Annotated in this window: 18 protein-coding genes; 11 read left to right on the forward strand and 7 right to left on the reverse strand. The window is 45.1% G+C overall.

Translation table 11 applies throughout. From position 1 onward, the window contains the following. Positions 1–2: 2 nt before the first annotated feature. On the reverse strand, positions 3–1,634 hold the full coding sequence (gene pruA, locus A4R26_RS07855; RefSeq protein ID WP_081163243.1) for an L-glutamate gamma-semialdehyde dehydrogenase: 1,632 nt from the start codon (positions 1,632–1,634) through the stop codon (positions 3–5). Between the two features lie 214 nt (positions 1,635–1,848). Between pruA and A4R26_RS07860 the strand changes: the two genes are divergently transcribed. The 3 genes from A4R26_RS07860 to A4R26_RS07870 are packed head-to-tail and all read left to right on the forward strand — an operon-like array spanning position 1,849 to position 5,327. Beyond that, positions 1,849–3,102, forward strand: a complete 1,254-nt coding sequence (locus A4R26_RS07860) for a hypothetical protein (RefSeq protein WP_081163244.1) — start codon at positions 1,849–1,851, stop codon at positions 3,100–3,102. 30 nt (positions 3,103–3,132) lie between these two features. After that, a complete protein-coding gene (locus A4R26_RS07865; RefSeq protein ID WP_081163245.1) occupies positions 3,133–4,401 on the forward strand; it encodes a hypothetical protein in 1,269 nt (422 codons plus the stop codon). A gap of 14 nt (positions 4,402–4,415) precedes the next feature. Continuing rightward, positions 4,416–5,327, forward strand: a complete 912-nt coding sequence (locus A4R26_RS07870) for an OmpA family protein (protein ID WP_081163246.1) — start codon at positions 4,416–4,418, stop codon at positions 5,325–5,327. Positions 5,328–5,878: 551 nt separating this feature from the next. On the opposite strand, the gene prfB is transcribed toward A4R26_RS07870, so the two are convergent. Both prfB and A4R26_RS07880 read right to left on the reverse strand, forming a co-directional pair. After that, positions 5,879–6,968, reverse strand: a protein-coding gene (gene prfB, locus A4R26_RS07875) for a peptide chain release factor 2 (RefSeq protein ID WP_107685808.1) whose coding sequence is annotated in 2 segments (ribosomal slippage) — positions 5,879–6,907 and positions 6,909–6,968 — 1,089 coding nt in all. Because the reading frame shifts where the segments join, the coding sequence is not laid out codon by codon here. 109 nt (positions 6,969–7,077) lie between these two features. After that, positions 7,078–7,641 carry an NADPH-dependent FMN reductase gene (locus A4R26_RS07880; RefSeq protein ID WP_081163247.1) on the reverse strand — a complete coding sequence of 188 codons (564 nt, stop codon included), beginning with the start codon at positions 7,639–7,641 and terminating at the stop codon, positions 7,078–7,080. A 124-nt stretch (positions 7,642–7,765) separates the two neighbouring features. Between A4R26_RS07880 and A4R26_RS07885 the strand changes: the two genes are divergently transcribed. Together A4R26_RS07885 and A4R26_RS07890 are read left to right on the forward strand one after the other, a co-directional pair. Then, a complete protein-coding gene (locus A4R26_RS07885) occupies positions 7,766–8,587 on the forward strand; it encodes a class I SAM-dependent methyltransferase (RefSeq protein ID WP_081163248.1) in 822 nt (273 codons plus the stop codon). Between the two features lie 48 nt (positions 8,588–8,635). Beyond that, positions 8,636–9,475, forward strand: coding sequence for a dienelactone hydrolase family protein (locus A4R26_RS07890; RefSeq protein ID WP_081163310.1), 840 nt, complete (start codon positions 8,636–8,638; stop codon positions 9,473–9,475). A gap of 205 nt (positions 9,476–9,680) precedes the next feature. On the opposite strand, the gene A4R26_RS07895 is transcribed toward A4R26_RS07890, so the two are convergent. Continuing rightward, entirely contained in the window at positions 9,681–11,087 is a 1,407-nt protein-coding gene (locus tag A4R26_RS07895; RefSeq protein ID WP_081163249.1) for a sensor histidine kinase, read from the reverse strand. 188 nt (positions 11,088–11,275) lie between these two features. Further along, positions 11,276–12,379 (reverse strand): DUF695 domain-containing protein, encoded by a 1,104-nt coding sequence (locus tag A4R26_RS07905; protein ID WP_081163251.1) that lies wholly within the window; start codon positions 12,377–12,379, stop codon positions 11,276–11,278. Between the two features lie 324 nt (positions 12,380–12,703). Here A4R26_RS07905 and A4R26_RS07910 point away from each other — a divergent pair, with 324 nt between their 5' ends. Together A4R26_RS07910 and A4R26_RS35395 are read left to right on the forward strand one after the other, a co-directional pair. Continuing rightward, entirely contained in the window at positions 12,704–13,117 is a 414-nt protein-coding gene (locus tag A4R26_RS07910) for a YqaE/Pmp3 family membrane protein (RefSeq protein ID WP_207625708.1), read from the forward strand. 376 nt (positions 13,118–13,493) lie between these two features. Then, positions 13,494–13,958, forward strand: coding sequence for a YqaE/Pmp3 family membrane protein (locus tag A4R26_RS35395; protein ID WP_081163252.1), 465 nt, complete (start codon positions 13,494–13,496; stop codon positions 13,956–13,958). Between the two features lie 224 nt (positions 13,959–14,182). Here A4R26_RS35395 and A4R26_RS07920 read toward each other — a convergent pair whose 3' ends face one another. Next, positions 14,183–15,073, reverse strand: coding sequence for a hypothetical protein (locus A4R26_RS07920; protein ID WP_081163253.1), 891 nt, complete (start codon positions 15,071–15,073; stop codon positions 14,183–14,185). A 339-nt stretch (positions 15,074–15,412) separates the two neighbouring features. Between A4R26_RS07920 and A4R26_RS07925 the strand changes: the two genes are divergently transcribed. The 4 genes from A4R26_RS07925 to A4R26_RS07940 all read left to right on the forward strand — a co-directional run bounded on the left by A4R26_RS07925 (position 15,413) and on the right by A4R26_RS07940 (position 19,939). Beyond that, a complete protein-coding gene (locus A4R26_RS07925) occupies positions 15,413–16,435 on the forward strand; it encodes a threonine aldolase family protein (RefSeq protein WP_081163254.1) in 1,023 nt (340 codons plus the stop codon). Positions 16,436–16,545: 110 nt separating this feature from the next. Beyond that, complete coding sequence (locus tag A4R26_RS07930; RefSeq protein WP_081163255.1) at positions 16,546–17,397, forward strand: phosphodiester glycosidase family protein; 852 nt, start codon at positions 16,546–16,548, stop codon at positions 17,395–17,397. Between the two features lie 201 nt (positions 17,398–17,598). Continuing rightward, on the forward strand, positions 17,599–19,257 hold the full coding sequence (pgi, locus tag A4R26_RS07935) for a glucose-6-phosphate isomerase (RefSeq protein ID WP_081163256.1): 1,659 nt from the start codon (positions 17,599–17,601) through the stop codon (positions 19,255–19,257). 178 nt (positions 19,258–19,435) lie between these two features. Beyond that, the gene (locus tag A4R26_RS07940; RefSeq protein WP_081163257.1) at positions 19,436–19,939 is read left to right on the forward strand and encodes a hypothetical protein; all 504 of its coding nucleotides are present in this window, start codon (positions 19,436–19,438) and stop codon (positions 19,937–19,939) included. Between the two features lie 171 nt (positions 19,940–20,110). Here A4R26_RS07940 and A4R26_RS07945 read toward each other — a convergent pair whose 3' ends face one another. Continuing rightward, a complete protein-coding gene (locus tag A4R26_RS07945; RefSeq protein ID WP_081163258.1) occupies positions 20,111–20,710 on the reverse strand; it encodes a porin family protein in 600 nt (199 codons plus the stop codon). Positions 20,711–20,720: the final 10 nt, after the last annotated feature.

Below are 20,720 nucleotides of genomic sequence, written 5' to 3' on the forward strand. Positions count from 1 at the left end.
AACTATTCCTCCGCCATGAACGGATAACGATAATCAACAGGAGCGTTGAACGTTTCCTTAACAGTTCTTGCACTGAGCCAGCGATACAGGTTAAGGATAGAACCTGCTTTATCATTGGTGCCACTGGCGCGGGCGCCGCCAAAAGGTTGCTGCCCTACAACAGCGCCGGTAGGTTTATCATTGATATAGAAATTACCAGCCGCATGACGCAGTTTAACCGTTGCGAGGCTGATGGCACTTCTGTCATGTGCAATGATAGAACCTGTGAGTGCATAAGGCGATGTTTTATTCACCAGTTCGAGGGTGTCTTCAAACTTATCGGCATTATATACGTATACCGTCAACACGGGTCCAAAGATCTCTTCGCACATAGTAACATACAACGGATCTTTTGCTTCTATAACAGTGGGCTGAATAAAATATCCTTCTGTTTTGTCGCATTTACCACCCGCCCAAAGCACCGCCTTGGGATCGTTCTTCGCATTCTGGATGTATGATTCAATTTTATCGAAGCTTTTTTCGTCGATAACGGCATTGATGAAGTTGGTGAAGTTCTCAACCGTGCCCATTGAAAAGCTTTCAATACCGGCGATGAGTTTTTTCTTCACTTCATCAGCCATATTCGATGGAATATAAGCGCGTGACGCTGCAGAACATTTCTGACCCTGAAATTCAAAAGCCCCGCGCAGTAAAGCGGTCACCAGCAGATCGGGATCTGCGCTCTTATGCGCCAGTACGAAATCCTTACCGCCTGTTTCGCCTACTATGCGCGGATATGATTTGTATATGTTCATGTTCCTGCCAATGGTTTCCCACATTTTATTGAACACACCGGTTGAACCGGTAAAATGTACGCCGGCGAAATCGGGGTGGCTGAAACACACATCACCTAACGTAGGGCCATCAACGTAAATGAGGTTTATAACGCCATCGGGTAATCCGGCTTCTTTTAAAATGCGCATGAACATTTGCGCCGAGTAAACCTGCGTATGCGCAGGTTTCCAAACCACTACATTACCGCACATGGCTGCAGAGGTAGGCAGGTTACCGCCAATAGCGGTGAAGTTGAAAGGTGTTACCGCCAGTACGAAACCTTCGAGCGGACGATATTCCATGCGGTTATGCACACCTGCAGCGCTTACGGGCTGCTGACGATAGATCTCGCTCAGGAAATGCACATTGAAGCGAAGGAAATCGATAAGCTCGCAGGCGCTGTCGATCTCGGCCTGGTAGGCGTTCTTGCTTTGGCCCAGCATGGTGGTGCCGTTCATGTACGGGCGGTATTTCGTAGCAATAAGGTCAGCCGCTTTAAGGAAGATATGCGCGCGGTTTTCCCAACTCATGGCGGCCCAGCTTTCACGGGCGGCCAGCGCAGCTTCGATCGCCTGCTTTACATGTTTTTCCTCTCCGGTATGATAATGCCCCAGCACATGTTTTATTTCATGAGGCGGGTGCATCGTTTCCTTTTTGTTGGTGCGCACTTCCAGTCCGCCAATATACATAGGCACATCAACCTGTTCCTTTTTTAAAAGGTCAAGTACTTCCTTGAGCCGCTTTTTTTCGGGCGAGCCGGGAGCATATGATAAAACAGGCTCGTTGGCCGGCAACGGGTAGTGAAAATAGCCGAATTCCATAATGTCATGTGTTTTTGAGGTTGCGAAGGTACTTAGCTGCTTTAGAATTAACAAAATAAGGGCATCAACCGCAAAGTTCTGAAGAACATAATATTATAAATCTAATTTAACATGATGACCTGCTTTTATCCACAGGGCGTGCACATAGCGATTTTTGTATAAGGCAATAAATTAAATTTGAACACATTTACCCTCAAAACGCAACCGTTAATCAGTGATCATTTCCGGAAAATCAAAACTAACCGATAGCAACAGGTATCATATGCCTGATCTGTCGAACATTGTCGTTAAAGACATGCGCGAGTACGGCGTTGAACAGGCCGGTACTTACAAAGGTGGTATCGAAGCTTATAAAGGACTGCTGAACAAAGTGCGAAGCGGTTCCATCCTTTCTGAGCAGGATGCCATGAAACTACTGCCCAAAACCGAAGAAATAAAACTCCGCATCCAGAAGCAAATAGACGGTTTACTGGAAAAATACTACGAGGTCAGGAGCAAGGTCGACGAGATCCATAACAGCCGCGACATAACCAAAGGGCTGGTACCGGCCAAACAGTCGGAGATAAATTTACTTAAGAATCAATTAGATGAAATAAATTCACCCCGCACACATAACCAACAATTACAATATAACAGCTTTAGCTGGGGTACTTTTTTATTTTTATTGTTTCTTTTAGTTGCACTTTCATTTTACTTGTTATACTTTTACATGAGTGTAGCAGATTTTGCGTTGAATGGTGTAGATCCAATTTCCCTTTTCCAGGAAGGAAGGCTAAACATACAATTGTTACCCAGCCTTCGAAGACTGGTCTATCTTATCATTAACTACCCCCCCCTGATCGTATTCCCCACTATTTTCTTTGCCCTGGGAACATCTATTCACCTGTTCTCAGAAAGAGGCATGAAATACAAGAAAGTTGTATGGGGATTGCTAAGCCTGGTTTTTATCGGCGACGTATTGCTGGCTCTTCAGGTTCACACCGCTGTGAATGAGATTTTGATCAAGCTGAACCGGGATGAGTTCAAAACGCTGATAGTACCGGTGTTCGCAGATTCGCGATTTTACCTGGTATTGTTCCTTGGTTTTGGTGTATTTGCCATTTGGAGTTCTGTATATTACCTGATGCAGATGGAATGGGGCAAACGCAACCAGTTGAAACTACGTTACAAACGTATTCACCGTTTACAGGACGAGATCCTGCAACTGGAAGAAAAACGAATGTTACACGAAACCGAGCTACAACAAATAACCCAGAGAGCGGAAGACCTTAGCAAGGAAAAAGAAAGACTTGTTCTGCCGGTTGATGCAATTGAGAAGAATATCAATTACTTCAGAGACGGCTGGAACGGTTACCTGGCTACTTTATACGGGCGCGAGAAAGGCGAAGAACAGATCAAGCTTATTAACGAAAGGACAGACGCCTATATTAAAGAGCTGAAAGAATTCCAGGAGTCTTATTTCAAATAATTTTATAATAGGTTTCTTTATCCTTGAGTTATGGCACGTTACCTCATAATCACTATCATTTGCGCCTGGGCTCTGGCGGGCTGCAATGAAATCGAAGAAGCAGTGAAGGATGCAAAAAAAGATGGATCCGCACCGCCTAAAGACAATTACATCGTTTTGCTTGATCTGAGCGACCGCATCCTGTTCAACAACCAGCAACAGGTTCCGAAAGACATACAGGTCGTTCAATCGATCTACGCGGCATTCAAATCAAAACTGAATGCAAAAGATCCCACCAGGTTATATTTTACCGTTAAAGACAAGTTGAAGTTGATGGTAGCTCCGCAACGGACTACTTCCAGCGAAGTGTACGATATGGCCGGCAACCTGCGGCTTCAACTGGCAGCGGCACAGCCCGAAGAAAAGGCGAAGCTGCTGGAAGAAACGGAAAAGAACTTCAACGCCTTCCTGCCGCAGATCTACAAAAAAGCAGTGATCAGCAACAACAGTACCTCTTATGCCGGCGCCGACATCTGGAAGTACTTTAATGAAGACCTTCAGGATGACCTCGAGAAGGACGCTCAAAACACCCTGTTCATCATCACCGATGGTTATATGGATTTTGAAAGCCTGAACGGCCGCGCTTCACGCAACAACCGTTACACTTCCTGCACACAGATCATCAACAACCTTAAAAAAGCGCCCGACTGGAACAGCCGTTTCAAAGAAGGCGATTACGGTCTGCTGCCGGTGAACAAACGTTTCCCCAACTTAAAAGTGATCGTTCTTGAGTTGAACCCGAAAGACGACTGGACCGGAGAGTACAACCTGCTTACCACCATCTGGAGCAAATGGTTCAATGAAATGGGGATAAAATCGTACGCGTTCATCAAAGATGACAACATCAATGAGATAAACGAGTCGATCGAAAAACTACTAAAGGTAAAACTACCATCATCTGCGAATATTACGTCCGTTAGCTGGACGCCGGTAACCGAATCGGACCCGGAAATTACGAAGGCTGCGAAGAACAAGGCTACAATGGCTGCGCAAACATCTGATATTACACCAGTTACTGAAACAGTAAAAACAACCGCGCAAAAAAAGGAGAATAGTAATTCTTACAATTCGTACAGTTCTTACGCATATTCTGAGCCGGCAGCACCACAAAAAAAGAAAGAAAATGTTAAAGAAAGAGAATATATTCGCGTGTCTGCCGTTAAAGGTCAGATAGATACTTCCAGTATCCATTCAAGAACCAATCCGAAAAAGCCAATTAGTAAACCAAAGGAGCAGGTCACATTTGGTCCTGCTTATTAAAAACCTTTACTCTTATGCTTCGTAGCCTATTAATCATGGTTGTAGCTGGACTTACGCTGGGCATGGCTGTATCATGCGGCCCGAGCAAACAAGTCCAAAACCTGACGAAAACCACACAAGAAACCCTTGAGTTAGTCAAAAAAGAAGCTCAGCGTGCCATCGCGTTGACTGTTGAAAAAGTTAAGAATTATGAAGTAGATCCAGACATTGGTAAGGAGATCATCCGGAACCTGAAAGACGCCGAGAGAAAGATCGACACCCAGCTCGCCGTTGCGGTTCAACTGGAAAAAACCGGTACCAAAGAAGAGATACTTCAATTTGCTGAGCGCACAAACGTAATTATCCAAAGTGCGCTGACCGATCTGAAATCGTTGAATGACCTTTATGACATCTCAACTTTCTCTTCGTTCGAAACAGCAACTTTCTTCCCTGCCGGTGGCTTTGGTATTCCTCCTGAAAAACAGGATGAGGCCAAAAAATCAATCGAACCAATTGTACAACGGATCATCAAGTTCTTTGGTGACCACCCAAGACAAAGGTTCGTGGCGGTAATTGTATGTTATGGTTTCTCTGACGAAACGCCGATCGCAAAGGAATCTCCTTTGTACTCTCCGCTGCTCGCCAAGATGAAAACCAACAACCCTACCCGCCAGGAGTTAAACGTTAAATTATCTGAACTTAGAGCAAAATCTATTGCCAACCTTCTGGTTGACCTTATCAAAATAAACGAAGGTCTTATTCCTAACCCCAAACTCATCAACTACGACATTAAGTGGATGGGTAAAGGTGAAGAGTTACCTTACCCGGACAGAGTAAAAGACTACAAGGCTGATGACAAACGTCGCCGCATGGTGTCTTTGATCTGGAACGTATTACCTGGTTCGTTATATGCACAAGGCCTCAGCAACGAAACTGCAATGAGGTAAACAATGAAGTATACTCATGAGTAATGCCGGATTGGTTTAATAATTACTCTTGGAAATATTAATTGGTGTATTCATATTTTGCCTGCAGACCATAGGAGAACTATGAAACTGCAGGCAAAATTACTTCTGAGTTCTCAGTGATGAGTTTCTGGGTTCTCAGTACTGAGATACACGCAAGAAACACGCCTCCCGATAGCATCGGGAGGCGTGTTTTTTTGTTTGTTGTTTGTAGTTTATAGTTTGTGGTTGCGCCGCGCTTTTTTAGTTTGTTGTTTGTTGTTTATAGTTTGTGGTTGCTGCCGCGCTTTGAAATACCCGACTATATGTGGCAGTTCTCAATAATGCAAAAAGGGTATATCCCGTATTTCGGAATACACCCTTTTCATTTATCATGAATTTAAAAAATTATAGTTCGCTTCGAATTTCGGATAACCACAAACCACAAACCACAAACCACAAACCATAAACCACAAACCATAAACCACAAACCACAAACCACAAACCACAAACCATAAACCATAAACCATAAACCATAAACCATAAACCATAAACTACGTCGTTCCTGCTTCCATCATCAGATACGCTTTTATAAACCCATCCAGTTCACCATCCATTACCGGCTGCACATTACCCACTTCAAAATCGGTCCGGTGGTCCTTTATCATCTTATACGGATGGAACACATAACTGCGGATCTGGCTGCCCCACTCTATCTTCTTTTTCGATGCATTGGTGGCATTCTTCAAAGCTTCACGGCGGCGCAACTCTTCTTCATAAAGGCGGCTCTTAAGCATTTGCATCGCCATTTCACGGTTTTCGCCCTGTGTACGCGCTTTCTGGCATTCCACCACAATACCGCTAGGATGGTGCTTTAAACGCACGGCGGTTTCAACCTTGTTTACGTTCTGACCACCCTTACCACCGCTCCGGTAGAACTCCCATTCCAGGTCGGCCGGGTTTACCGCCACCTCGATGCTGTCATCGACCAACGGATATGCGAATACCGAGGCAAAGGAAGTATGCCGGCGGGCATTGCTGTCGAACGGTGAAATACGAACCAGGCGGTGCACACCGCTTTCCGCTTTCAGAAAACCATAAGCGAAAGGCCCGTCGAACTGCAGGGTAGCACTTTTGATCCCAGCGCCATCACCTTCCTGCCAGTCTAGCTCGGTAACCTGCCAGCCCTGTTTTTCGCCATACATGCGGTACATACGCGCCAGCATTTCGGCCCAGTCCTGGCTTTCGGTTCCACCGGCGCCGCTGTTGATCTGCAGTACGCCCGGCAACTCATCTTCCGGCTGGTTAAGCGTGCTTTTGAATTCGGCCTCGTCAAGCTGCTGTAGGGCCTTTTCATAGGCCTCCTTGGTTTCCTCTTCGCTGGCTTCGCCGGCTTTCCAGAATTCAAACAGCACAACGAAATCCTCTACGGCCGCGTTAGACTGGTCGTATAGTTTCATCCAGAATTCGTTAAGCTTAATACTTTTGAGTATTTCAGTGGCCCGTTTGTTATCGTCCCAAAAACCGGGCGAAAGGGATAGTTGTTTCTCTTCGTTTATTTTGTACTGACGGTTGTCGACGTCAAAGAAACCTCCTCAGTCCACCAAGGCGGGACCTCATATCGTTTATTTTTTCCTGTGTCATGCCGTAAAGATAGTTGAAAAGTTGAAAAGTTAACAAGTTGGCGTGGATACACTTATTTCAGCGCGCTCTGTATCCGTTACCTCGCCCCACTTGTTAACCTGTTAACCTGTCAACCTGTTACCTTGATCGCATTCACCAGCGCTTCCAGCTTACGTTTGACGAGGTCGCGCGATTTACTATCGGTCAAATTGCCTTTGTCATCGAACCTGTTTTCGGCCTGGGCTATCAGTACCTCCGGTTTATACACCGGCCGCATATCGAGGTAAAGGAAAATATTATGAAATTCCAACTGCATACGAACGGTGCCCCACAACGAAATGGTAGCGCCCATAACGGCCACAGGTTTTTTGATGAGGGGCGAATCATTTCCCCGCGATGCCCAGTCAATGGCGTTCTTCAACAAACCCGGTATACCGTAATTGTATTCCGGCGAACAGATCACCAGCCCGGCCGATTTAGCCATCACATCTCTGAACTGTTGCACAGCGGCAGGACGTTGTGCTGCCGCGGGCATATCGAGGTCGGCATTGTACAACGGCAATTCCCCAATATTGAAAGTCTCCATGGCAACGCCTTCCGGCAATAATTGCATGGCCGTATTCAAAAGAAAAGTATTGAAAGATCCTTTTCTAAGGCTGCCTGAAATACCAAGCAATTGAATGGGTGCACTCATGTAATTGGTTTTGAAGGAAAATGCAATAATTATTCCTTCCTGTTATCGAGTTGTAAAGACCCGGTTATTTTTCGCCGCAATGTATTTAACTTAATAACTTACGTATCAAAAGCTATTCAAATCAATGACCGATCCACAGGTAGCATCTCATTACGCATATAATGACCTGTACGAGGCTATTGTGCAGGCGCTGCACCATGCAGGCATACCGGAAGACAAGGTTGCCAGAAAGGATATTGCAGCGATTGATGAGTTTCATGTACGCGGACAGGAAGTATCGCGCGAGCTGGCGATAGCGGCCGGTATACAGCCTGGCATGCGCATTCTCGATGCCGGCTGCGGTTTGGGCGGCGCCTGCCGCATGCTGGCCGATGAGTTCGGGTGCGATGTTACCGGCGTTGATATAACCGAAGACTATATACGTTCTGCCACCCTGCTTTCAGCCCTCACAGGCCTGCAACACAAAACCCGGTTCGTACATGGCAGCGTGCTTTCCCTTCCTTTCAACGATAAAAGCTTTGATGTTGTATGGACGCAACATGTGCAAATGAACATTGCCGATAAAAAAACGTTCTATGCAGAGATGGGTCGCGTTTTAATAACCGGCGGCCGGCTGGCTTATTACGATATCCTGAGCCATGACCATTTGCCCATTCAGTTTCCGGTTCCCTGGGCCGCCGATGAAAATATCAGCTTTTTAATTACATCAGGCGAATTGCATGCACTCCTGCAGCAGGCAGGTTTTCATCGCATACACACTACCAATGAATCGGCAAAAGGCATCGCCTTTTTCGATAACCTGTTCAGCCGTATTTCAAAAAAAGGGTTACCGGCATTGGGCTTGCATATGCTGATGGGAGATACCGCAATGGAGAAGCTGCGTAATTTGTATAGCAACCTTATTAATGGGTGTATCGTACTGGAGTCGGGGATCTATCAACTATAATCACGACCTTCACGTTCCGGATTCAATTATAACTAACCTATAATGATTATGAAACAAACATTCCGTTTTTCATTCCTGGTCATTGCCCTGGCAGCAATGCTCTCATGTAATGATCAGCCGTCATCGAAAGAAACCACACAAACAACCGAAACAAAACAACCCGGGGTAAAAGAAGAGCATATCAGCTATAACGGCGATAACATCACCATGAAAGGATTTGTTGCTTTTGATAGCAGCAGCGATGCCAAACGTCCGGCCGTTCTGATCGTTCCGGAATGGTGGGGATTAAACGAATATCCTAAAATGCGCGCCCGTGAACTGGCCAAACTGGGTTATATAGCCATGGCTATGGACATGTATGGCGAAGGCCTGGTTACCGATTCACCTTCAACAGCCCTTAAACTGGCTACACCGTTCTATGAGCATCCGCAAAAAGCGTTGACGCGTATTGAAGCTGCCCTGGCTGCTTTGAAGAATTTCAACCAGACAGATACCGGTAAAATTGCCGCCATCGGTTATTGTTTTGGCGGTGGTATGGTGTTGAATGCCGCCCGCCTTGGCGAACCACTGAAAGGCGTAGTTAGCTTTCATGGCAGCCTGGTAGGAACACCGGCGAACAAAGACCTGCTGAAAGCAAAGGTGCTGGTGTGCCATGGCGCAGATGATCCGTTCGTACCCAAAGAAGAAGTTGACAGGTTCAAAAAACAAATGGACTCTATCAAAGCCGATTATACGTTCAATGCATATCCCGGTGCGGTACATGCATTCACCAACCCGAATGCCACCGAAGCTGGTAAAAAGTGGAATATCCCTATTGCCTATAATGCGGCCGCGGATAGCGCGAGCTGGAATGATATGAAAGCGTTCTTCGACAGAATTTTTAAGTAAATAGGTAGCGCTGTTGAATGTAGGTAGCAAATTAGCTAATGTGATAATTCGATAATGTGATAATGGAATACAAAAGGATCATCCGGATGGCGGATGATCCTTTTTCTTTTTTATGAATATTTTTGATAGTCGCGTTCCGCGCCTTTGGCCCGGCTTTGCTTTGTGAAAGCTCGCGAAATCGCAGCAGGCAAGCATTATCACATTATCACTTCCTCCTCGGTCCCTCCTGGCCGCCAAACCTGGGCAGGGTAACGGTAAAGGTGCTTCCTTTACCCGGCTGGCTTTGAACGGCTATTTGCCCCCCGTTCTTCTCGAGAAAGTCCTTACATAATTTAAGGCCTAAACCTGTACCGGTTTCTTCATTGGTACCCTTGGTGGTATAGAACATTTCGCCGAACAACTGTTGCTGCCGTTCAGTGGTAATACCGATGCCATCATCCTGAACAAAGATCTCGATACCGGAAGCATGTTCCCGCGCCCCTACCCTTACATGCCCGTTCTCGGGCGTGAACTTGATGGCATTTGATAACAGGTTGCGCAGTACGAGGTTCACCATTTCTTTATCGGCATAACAAAAAAGCGGTTCCTCTACCAGGGCTTCGAGGTGTATACGTTTATTGCTGGCCTGCCAGTGTAACAACTGCAATACGCGGCTTATCATGGTCTCTATATCAAGCACCTCGGGCTGCAGCGATGAATTCTCCATTTGCGATTTGGCCCATTGCAGCAGGTTTTCCATGAGGTTGGTGGTATAGTTCATTTCATTCACGATACCGGGCAGCAATGCCTTTAATTCCTTCACCGGCATAGCGTTGAAGTGCATATTGTTGAACAGGTTCCGCAACGCATACATAGGCGTTTTAAGATCGTGCGCTATTACCGAAAACAATTTGTTCTTTAGCTGGTTCAGCTCAGTAAGTTTAGCTGTTTGTTCTTCCAGCAAACTCGCTTTCTGCGCTATTTCCTGCCGCTGCAGTTCTATTTCGATATTACGGCGGTGCAACTCATCCGACTTGCTCAACAAACTAAAATGATAGCCGGTGTTCTCCTGTTTTATAAAATAGATGGCGTAAAATATAAATGAGATCGCCGTTATATGATTAAAAACATAGAAGTAATAATTGGCGGTTACCAGTTTGAAATAAAAATCGTGTTGAACGATACAGGCAAAAAAGTAACAGGCCACCGATAAAGAGAAGGCAAATACGATGTGAACCACCTGTTGTAAAAAGAAAACCGACAATACACCGTACAGTACAAAGAACAGTTCTACCCCTACATCCACCTTACCCAGGTATACGAGGCAGGTGGCAATGGGATACAAACTGAAATATACCAGCCGGGCATGTTCGTAATATTGTTCAGAATTCAGCCACAGAACGATTACGCTGATGGCTAACGGAGAGCCGGCAATGAACCAGGCCAGCGGGGGAAGGTGATCGTTGAAAAAGATGCCGATGATCGGTACTATGATGCCTGTTATGATGCCGAGGAAATTAAGCTGATTGAAGATGCTCATTTTCCTTTTTTCATACTCCTCCATATCGGGGGTGACCCCAATGGACTTTATGAGTACCCAATATCGCAATAAATCCAGGCGCAAGGCGTGCATACAGCTACTCGTGTTGTTTCTAAGGAAATTGAATATTACCGAAAAACGCAAAAAACGTCTTTATTATTACAGCCTGCCGCTCAGGTAGTTACCTGGCCGGTTACCGCATTACGCCTCAAATATAACCGGTTTGCACCAACCAATTCCAATTTTTCGCTGAACGACAGGTTCCGATAGCTCCCGGGCGGTCAATCTTCAATAGGCAAATTGAAATACTGCTCCATTACCCGCCAGTATTTATCCCTTCTTATAAAGAACAGGATCTCGTAAATGGTTTCCTTGCCTTCTATATACTGGTCCAGTTTCGCCGCCGTGGTTTTATAATCGCTTACATAAAAATAAATATTCCTGCAATTGTCGTACGTTTTATTTCCGGCCAGAATGGTGCGGTCTTCGGGCAGCAGGGTGAACATTTCCTCTTCGAGCGTTTGCAAAGCGATCAACTGCTCTTCCGACGGAAACCCGTTCTCGTCGCCGGTATAATTTATATTAACCTGCAATAACCATGAATAAGCCGGCTTTTTATCCCAATACCTGCAATCCATATTAACCGTTAACAACATCTTCTTTCCATCCCGGTCTTCGGCTTCGAGCAAATGATAGGTATCGGGGCGCTCGGCCGGAACCGATTCGTACTTCTCTACGAATTCTTTTTCACGCCAGTTCAGGTATTCGCTCAGCTTTGGGATGGGTATAACCTCAATTTCTTTATCGGCGGCCGGCAAAGGACCGGTTTCATAATTATCGATCTTGGTGGCCGTGTTCACCTCACCCAAACCGTTTTCAAGGTATATCATACCGCCCGCCTGAAAATGGTCGTCCATTTCTTTGTTATAACCCGAATGGGTGATCACAATATTTACTTCATCGGGATAATCTTCCTGCACAACAGGATAAAAGCTGGTGGTATCGGTGCTGAACTGCAGACCGTACAGGTCGATGCTTATACCTTCAAAGCCAAGCGCCGGTTTATGCGCGGTGAATACCCAGTTGTCAACCGCGGGGGCGGCTTTTATCAGTTCCTCAACCTTGCAAAACAGGGCTATATCGCCATCGGAAGTTATGATCAGTTCGAAATTTCCACTATTATCCGGACCCGCCAATGCCTTAAGATAAGGATTAAAGGGTTGCATTTGCTGTATCAGCTCCTCCAAAAACGACAAAGCCTGATCAGAATCATTCTTTTCAAGCTTACGGAACCGGTGCTCATTATCGACAAACCATTGCCAGAACGATGCCGCAGCCTGCTGCATGGTCCCTTCCTGTCTGTAATACTTGCTTATGCCAGCCATGGTAAATATTTTCTACAAAAATTGTATTTGCAATAATAAACATTTCTTTTCCGTCGCTGCTATATGCGTGGTTTTACTCTAACCGTAATATACACCGCTACCTTAGCTGTCTCAGTCCGCTATTCCCAATACAGGGGTAACCGTTTTGCCAATCTGAATAATATAAAGCGCAGGGTTTTTTAAAACCAAATGATACATTTATTACCATACCGGGTTATCTTAGCGGTATAATAAGCAATGTGAAAATCATGTGTGGTCTTTTAATTGCATGTTATGCATGATTCCAGAAAAATTCCTCAATATTTGTTTACCAAATTATCTAATATGAAAAAGATAACTACCCGTTTTCTTACCTTACTGGTAATGGTATCTCTTTGTTCTTCCCCGGTGCTGGCAGCTTCTTTACCTTCGGACAATACTGCTAAAACCGAACCAGCTCCGGCTACAGTGACTACTGCCGTTGAAGAATTCAGGAACCTTTCAAAACATGAGCGCAAATCACGGATCAAAGAGGTTAAAAAAGTATTGAAAGAACACAGGGCCGACAAACGGGCCGGGCGTGCAGCAGATACCGATATAGTATTACTGGCTATTCTCGCTATCCTGTTACCGCCATTGGCTGTTTATTTGAAAGAAGAAGAAATAAATTCAAGGTTCTGGATCAGCCTGATCCTTACTTTACTTTTCTGGATCCCTGGTGTAATATTTGCACTGTTGGTTGTTTTTGATGCAATCTAAGTCTGGAAAGATTTAAATTATTGATCCCGGCGCCGGCGTCGGGATTTTTTTTTGTTTAGCTGAACACCCCTGCATGAGAACCGGTTCCTTTTCGTGAGCCAGGCATGCCTTACCAACCTTTTCATTTCATTCCGTTTACACTGCCACTTATAACCGTCATACACAATCACCCGATCACCGCCCTCATTTGATAATGTCAACCGTTTTTATACCCCATGCTTAGTAACAATATTGTTTGAAATAAAGCAATGTACACATTCAATACTAAGCGCTTTTTGCATTAAACTGTCGTGTGAACATTTTGTATGTGTTTAATTGTATGCAGCTATGATTCTGAAAATTTCCGCATTATCTTTGTTCACCCAAATTATCTAATATGAAAAAGATCACTACCCGATTCCTGTTATTATTGTTGATGGTATCTGTTTCGGCTACATCTGTACCTGCGGCCTCCGTTCCTGCTACCGAACCTGTGACAACAAGTGAACCCGTACCCGCTGCAGCAAAAGCCGAACCATCGCATGAAACAGTAAAATCGGCGGTTGATGAGCTCAATAATCTATCGAAAGCTGAAAAGAAGAGCCGGCTTAAAGAAGCAAAAAAAGCGTTTAAGGAGTACAAGAAAAAGAAAAAAGAGGGTATGATGGATGAAGACGCCCGTCTTATCTTACTGGTTATTCTTGCTATTCTTTTACCACCTTTGGCAGTATTTCTGAAAGAAGAAGAGCTCAACTATAAAACAGTGCTGGCCCTGTTGCTCTGTTTACTGGCAATTTTTTCTTTTGCCTGGTGGCTCATTCCAGTATTATACGCATTATTGGTAGTATTCGATGTACTATAATTAATTACTATTAATTTAAGAGCCCCGACGGTTCCGTCGGGGCTTTTTTATTGGGCGGCGCCGCCGGGCCTTATAAACGTTTTGTGGCCATGGTTATACTGCCGGCCGACCGTACGTGGATGGAAGTGCAAAGATCAACAGGCAATACCTAACATTTTAAAGGGTGAGCCATCCGCAGTTGCCAGATGCCCACCCTTTCTACGTTTTTGTGTTTCAGCTATTACTTACAAATTAATTTCAACGCTGCCGTTTGCCCAGGTGAGCAAAGCTCTTTTATCGCAATCGCCACCGGCACCAAAATCAAGGTACAACACGCGGTCATTGATAGTAATTTTCAACACGCCTTTTGTGATCCAATGACAGGCCACCGGTTTAATAAGCGGCGATTCGGTATTCTTTGTTACAGTAATGCCATTGGCATATTTGATCTGCGTACGTACTTCTATCGAATACACATCATCGGCACAGGCAATGGTTGAAGCGCCTTCAATTTGAGTAACCGTTTTGGTGCCTTCATAAGTAAATCCTCTTCCATTGGGCCAGCTTACTTTACCGCCTTCAATTTTAACGGAATACTTTACGGCGCCATTGGCACTGAGATTGGTAATTGTTTTTACGCCTTCGATATGTGCGCGGTTAACATAAAAATTCTGTAAGGTGATCGTCAATACAGCGCCCGGTTTGCGGGGTGGTGCAGAGAAGTGTAAGATAACTTTACCTTTTCTGAGTTTGCCATCACGGCAAATACAGCCGTCGCCATAATCTACAGTAACTTTTTTCGGAAATGTGGTGTCGTTAGGTTCAGCAGTGATCGTAACACAGGGACCTAATTTCAGTGCGAGGTTTACAAACAGGTCGATGCGAATACGTGCGGTGTTGTCATCGGTTGCTATACGGCCATTATCAATAGCGCCGCTTTCCATATCGGCGCCTGCAGCCAGGCCCAGTTCGGTGATGTCGTCATATTCGGTTTCGGCGGCTGCATCTTCCTGGCTGATCGTTTGGGCTTCTGTATCGCTTACAGGTGTTTGTGTACTGTTATCCTTTTTACAGGAAACTACCGATAAAGCGATCAGAAAGAGCATAGCAATAGCTGCTGAAATTCTACATTTCATGTGTATTCTTTTAAAGTGTAAAAATTTGCTTATTGGTGAAGTGCGGGTTTTTGATGGAGGATTATAATCAAAGTTTAATTACATGTTAAAAAAATCTACCGGCATGTTATGCTATATTAATGGCCACCTGAACCGGGCTAAAAGTTAAAGGCCTGCAGCTTAAAGCCAATACAGCTTTGTATTTTCAGCATTTTGCTTTGGGCTGTTGGCTTTCCGCTTTTTGCTTTCGGCTTTCGGCTTTTTGCTTTTTGCTGTAACCTTACCGCTTTCTCGCCGGTGCTTTTTTTGCAAATTCCTTATTGGTGATTACATTTATCATTCATTATCATAACACCAATTATGACAGTCGATTTGCGATCAGATACAGTAACCCAACCAACAGCAGGTATGCTGGAAACGATGTTAAGAGCGCCCGTAGGCGATGATGTATTTGGAGAAGATGCTACAGTGAATATGCTGGAATCGATGGCAGCGGAATTGTTTGGCATGGAAGCCGCCTTGTATTGTCCCACGGGCACCATGAGCAACCAGATCGCCATTAAAGTACATACCCAGCCAGGCGATGAAGTGATCTGTGATCAAACAGCGCATGTGTACCAGTATGAAGGCGGCGGCATGGCATTCAACGCCGGCGTGCAATCGAGATTATTACCGGGCAACCGCGGGCGCATCACCGCCGAACAGGTGGCAGCAGCCATCAATCCCGATGATGTACATAAAGCACATACTTCGCTTGTTTGTCTTGAAAACACCTCCAACCGCGGAGGCGGCAGTTGTTATGATATAGAGGAGATACAACATATACGCACCGTGTGCGATAAAAACAACCTTTCATTACATCTCGACGGCGCGCGTCTATTCAACGCCATTGTTGCACGTAACGAATCGCCAAAACAATACGGCGCCCTGTTTCACAGCATTTCGGTTTGTTTGAATAAAGGATTGGGTTGTCCTATTGGAAGTATTCTTATGGGCAGCCAGCCTTTTATTAAAAAAGCGCGGCGGATTCGTAAGGTATTTGGCGGTGGTATGCGACAGGCCGGTTATATGGCCGCCTGTGGTGTTTATGCGCTTAAAAATAACATCATCGGTCTGCAACAGGACCATGAGAATGCCAAAGAAATTGCAAGCAATCTTATTAAAACAACATTTACCACCGGGCTTTTACCGGTAGAAACGAATATCATCATCTTTGAAATTCAACCACCCTATCAGCCGGCACAAATAGCAGCGGCACTAAAAGAAAAGAATATCCTGGTGATCCCCATCTCCCCTACCCAGATAAGGATGGTGCTGCATTTGGGAATAACGCAGGAGATGGTAGAGTATGTTGTCAATACGATCCTAAACCTGCAGGTGTAACCTGGCTTCATGAATAGCATCGGCATGTTGCCCGGTAAGCGGCAACATACTTCTATTCACAGAGGCAATCAACTTTATCTCCCTGAAAACAGAAACTTTAAACCTGCAACATGAAACACTTACTCATAGCATTTATTCTCTTTGTAAATGCAGCGGCATCATTTTCTCAACAGGATTCCCTGGTATTTACTTCCGCCCAATGGGAAACCAAAGACGTTGCACCGGGCATCGTTTGGAAACATTATCATTTTAAAAAAGACCTGTTCAATTCGAACCAGAACGTCAATATCATTGAAATAAAACTTAAAAAGAAAAAACGGGCAATTGCACTTGCCTGTGAAGCCAAAACGCTTAAACCCGTAAGTGAATTTGGAAGATTGGCCGGCGCCATTGCCGCCATCAATGGCAATTTTTTCGATATAAAGAACGGCGGTTCGGTAGATTATATAAAACTGAACGATTCGGTGGTGAGCAATAACCGCCTGTGGGCGAATAATACAAGGGCGCGGCACCAGCAGGCCGCGGTGGCTATAAAAAAAGGCAGGCTGCAAATTGAAAAATGGGACGGGTCGGCCGACTGGGAATCGAAGCTGAAAGCAGCCGACATCATGAATTCCGGTCCATTACTGCTATGGCAGGGTGAACGCCAGGCGCTCGATACCGGCGAATTCAACCGGGCACGCCACCCCCGCACAGCCGTTGCCTGCCGCGGCAAAAAACACGTATTGTTCATTACCGTCGATGGCCGTAATGAACAGTCGGCCGGGATGTCGCTGCCCGAACTGGCCAGTATCATCAAATGGTTAAAGGCAAAGGACGGCATCAATATGGACGGCGGCGGTTCCACTACCATGTGGATCGGCAACCAGGCCGGTAATGGGGTGGTTAATTACCCTTCCGATAATAAGAAATGGGACCATGCGGGGGAACGAAAAGTGGCAAATGCGATTATCGTAAAGTAATGAAAGAAATGTTTCCCTGCCCTGTTAGGCAGCCGGGCATCTGGGTACCGGTTACCGGGTGCCGGTACAGGAAAAACAGAAGCTGGTTAACGGCTTTTCCCTTATAACAGGAAACCGGTAACCTGCAACTACCTCCTGCCATCAGGAACTTTCAACATAGTACGAAGAAACATTTACTTTTGAGGCCTAATTTAAAGACGTATGTTACCAAAGATCAAGCCGCACCATACCGAAGCGTGGGATAAACTCGAACGCCATTATAAAAAAATTGCCGACACCCATTTGCGCGAACTGTTTGCCGACGACCCGGAAAGATTCAAAAACTTTTCCATTTCGTTTGAAGACATTCTGTTCGATTTCTCCAAGAATCGCATCACACAAAAAACGCTTTCATTGCTTACCGACCTCGCCAATGAATGCAAACTGCCCGAAGCCATAGAGGCCATGTTCACCGGCGCTGCCATCAATGAAACGGAAGGCAGATCTGTACTGCATACCGCCCTGCGCAACTTCGACAACGACCCCATTTACGCGCAGGAGAAAAACGTAATGCCGCAGGTTCACCAGGTATTACAACAAATGAAACAATTCTGTAACCGTATTCACAGCGGTGAATGGACTGGTTACACCGGCAATAAAATAAAATACATCGTCAACATCGGTATCGGTGGCAGCGATCTCGGTCCGTACATGGTTACCGAAGCCCTGAAGCCTTACTGGAAAAAAGACATCCAGGTTTTCTTTGTTTCGAATGTCGATGCCACCCATATTGCCGAAACCTTACGGAAGGTAACACCGCAGGAAACACTCTTCCTCATTGCATCAAAAACATTCACTACCCAGGAAACCATGACCAACGCCCATACGGCGCGTAACTGGTTCCTTGAAGCAGCCGGTGACGAAAGTTATGTTGCCAAACATTTCGTGGCGCTAAGCACCAATGAAAAAGAAGTGGTGAAGTTCGGAATCGACAAAGCCAATATGTTCGAATTCTGGGACTGGGTTGGCGGCCGTTATTCCCTGTGGAGCGCCATTGGTTTATCCATTGCGCTTACCATCGGCTACGAACATTTTGAGTCGCTTTTAAAAGGCGCTAATTCAGCCGATAATCATTTTCGCACCACGGCTTTGGAAAATAACATTCCGGTAATAATGGCGCTTATAGGCCTGTGGTATACCAACTTTTTCGATAGCCAAACAGAAGCCATTCTGCCATACGATCAATACCTGCATCGCTTTGCCGCCTATTTTCAACAGGGCAATATGGAAAGCAATGGTAAAAGCGTCGATCGCAAAGGCAAAACCGTTCGGTACAATACCGGTCCGGTAATCTGGGGCGAACCCGGCACCAATGGCCAGCACGCGTTTTACCAACTGATACACCAGGGCACCGTACTGATCCCCTGCGATTTCATTGCGCCGGCTATCAGCCACAACCCTATTGGCGACCATCATGCCAAACTGTTATCCAACTTCTTTGCGCAAACAGAAGCGCTGATGAACGGAAAGACCGAAGTGGAAGCTGAAGCGGAACTGATAAAAGCGGGCAAAACGCCGGAGGAAATAAAAGCCCTGTTGCCATTCAAAGTATTTACCGGCAACCGGCCTACCAATTCGATCCTGATCAAAAAGATAACACCATATACATTGGGTCAGCTCATTGCCTTATATGAGCATAAGATCTTTGTACAGGGCGTTATCTGGAATATCTTCAGCTTTGACCAATGGGGTGTTGAACTGGGCAAACAACTGGCCAATAACATTCTGCCCGAGCTGCAGAACGACAACCCGGTAAGCAAACACGATTCAAGCACCAATGGCCTTATTAACGCCTGGAAAAGAATGCGGTCGGAAGTATAATAAAAAGTCATCTTGACAGCTATTATGTTAACCGGAACTAATAAGCGCTGGTTCAGGCTAAATATATCCACTGAATGTCGATAAAATTGACCCGGGGTTTGTAATAAAATATTAGCAAGAACGTTATATTTGGCACTTATTAATCAAAACAACAATTTGTAGCTTAAAAACCCTTAAAATGCGCAAACCTATTATTTTAGTGGTTGCTCTGCTTGCAACTATCGCCACCTTTGCACAAGATAAAATGCACAAACATACAGGAGAAAAACTGGATGTTAAGATCCTCAAAGTTGGCGAATTTGTAATTACCTACACTTACCCCAACGAAACAGCTGAGCAAACTATTGGCAAATACGCTGTTGCTAAAATTGAGTATGCAAGTGGCCGTAAGGAAGACATCACTGAAAAAATTGTTATTACTGGCAAAGACGACTGGGAAAAAGTAGTTATCCTGGAAGATGTAGCTAACTCTGTAGGTCTTAAAAAACAAGGCGAGATCAGAGGTAAAACCGCTGGTATGCTTTCTTACCGCACAGCAGGCAATGCAGACAGGAAATCAATGGAAAGACTGAAAAAAGAAGCTGCTGAATTAGGCGCCCCATTCGTATTGCTTACAAGCGAAAAAGACAGCAGATGGTCTACCCAGTCCATCAAAAAAGGCTTTGCTTATTCGTACAAATAACAAGCGATTAAAGCTAAAATTGAATCAGACTTTAAGTATAAAAAAGAGGGTGTTTCTTCAACGAAACACCCTCTTTTTATTCGGGAACCTGGTTAAACCGGGTTGCCTTATATGCTTAAAAAGCCCTACGTTTATTTCTGATACGTTCTCTTTACGTTTTTGAGGAATCTTTTATAAAAATCTGGTTCCTAAATACACCTGAAATCCCTGGTTTTTCCATTTTTCTCTATCATCGATATCATTGATATTGGTTAGCCCTATTACGTAACGGCCGCCAATTTTAACGCCGCCGATGTTCAGCTGCACACCACCCAGTGCCGAAAAATCGCCCTTCTTGAAGGCCTCTTCTCCGTTCTTTATAAGGCTCTTATCCTGGTTAAGCAGCACGCCAAACTGGGGTCCGAGCTGAAATGAAATGATCTTGGCCGGGGAGTAACTGAACAGGATAGGAATACTTAAGTAATTCAGTTTACCTTTTACATCATTGACGCCTTCCGGATAAATATCATTGAATCTTGTACTGGTGCGGAAATTCGTCTGGTTCCACATTACTTCGGGTTGAATGCCTATTTCCTTGGTAAAGTTGATTTCGGCAAATGCGCCCACGTTGTATCCAAAAATAAATTCATCTTTCATCGATGTGCCGTCAACTTTAAAGATATTGGCACCAGCTTTTGCACCGATGTGAAATCCGCCCCCACCTCTTTGTGCAAATGAAAGCGAAGTCAGAGTTGAAGCAATTGTTAATAACGCCAGGGATTTTAGTTTCATATTCTGTTAT

It is taken from the genome of Niastella populi, from assembly GCF_002078015.1.
Taxonomy (GTDB): domain Bacteria; phylum Bacteroidota; class Bacteroidia; order Chitinophagales; family Chitinophagaceae; genus Niastella; species Niastella populi.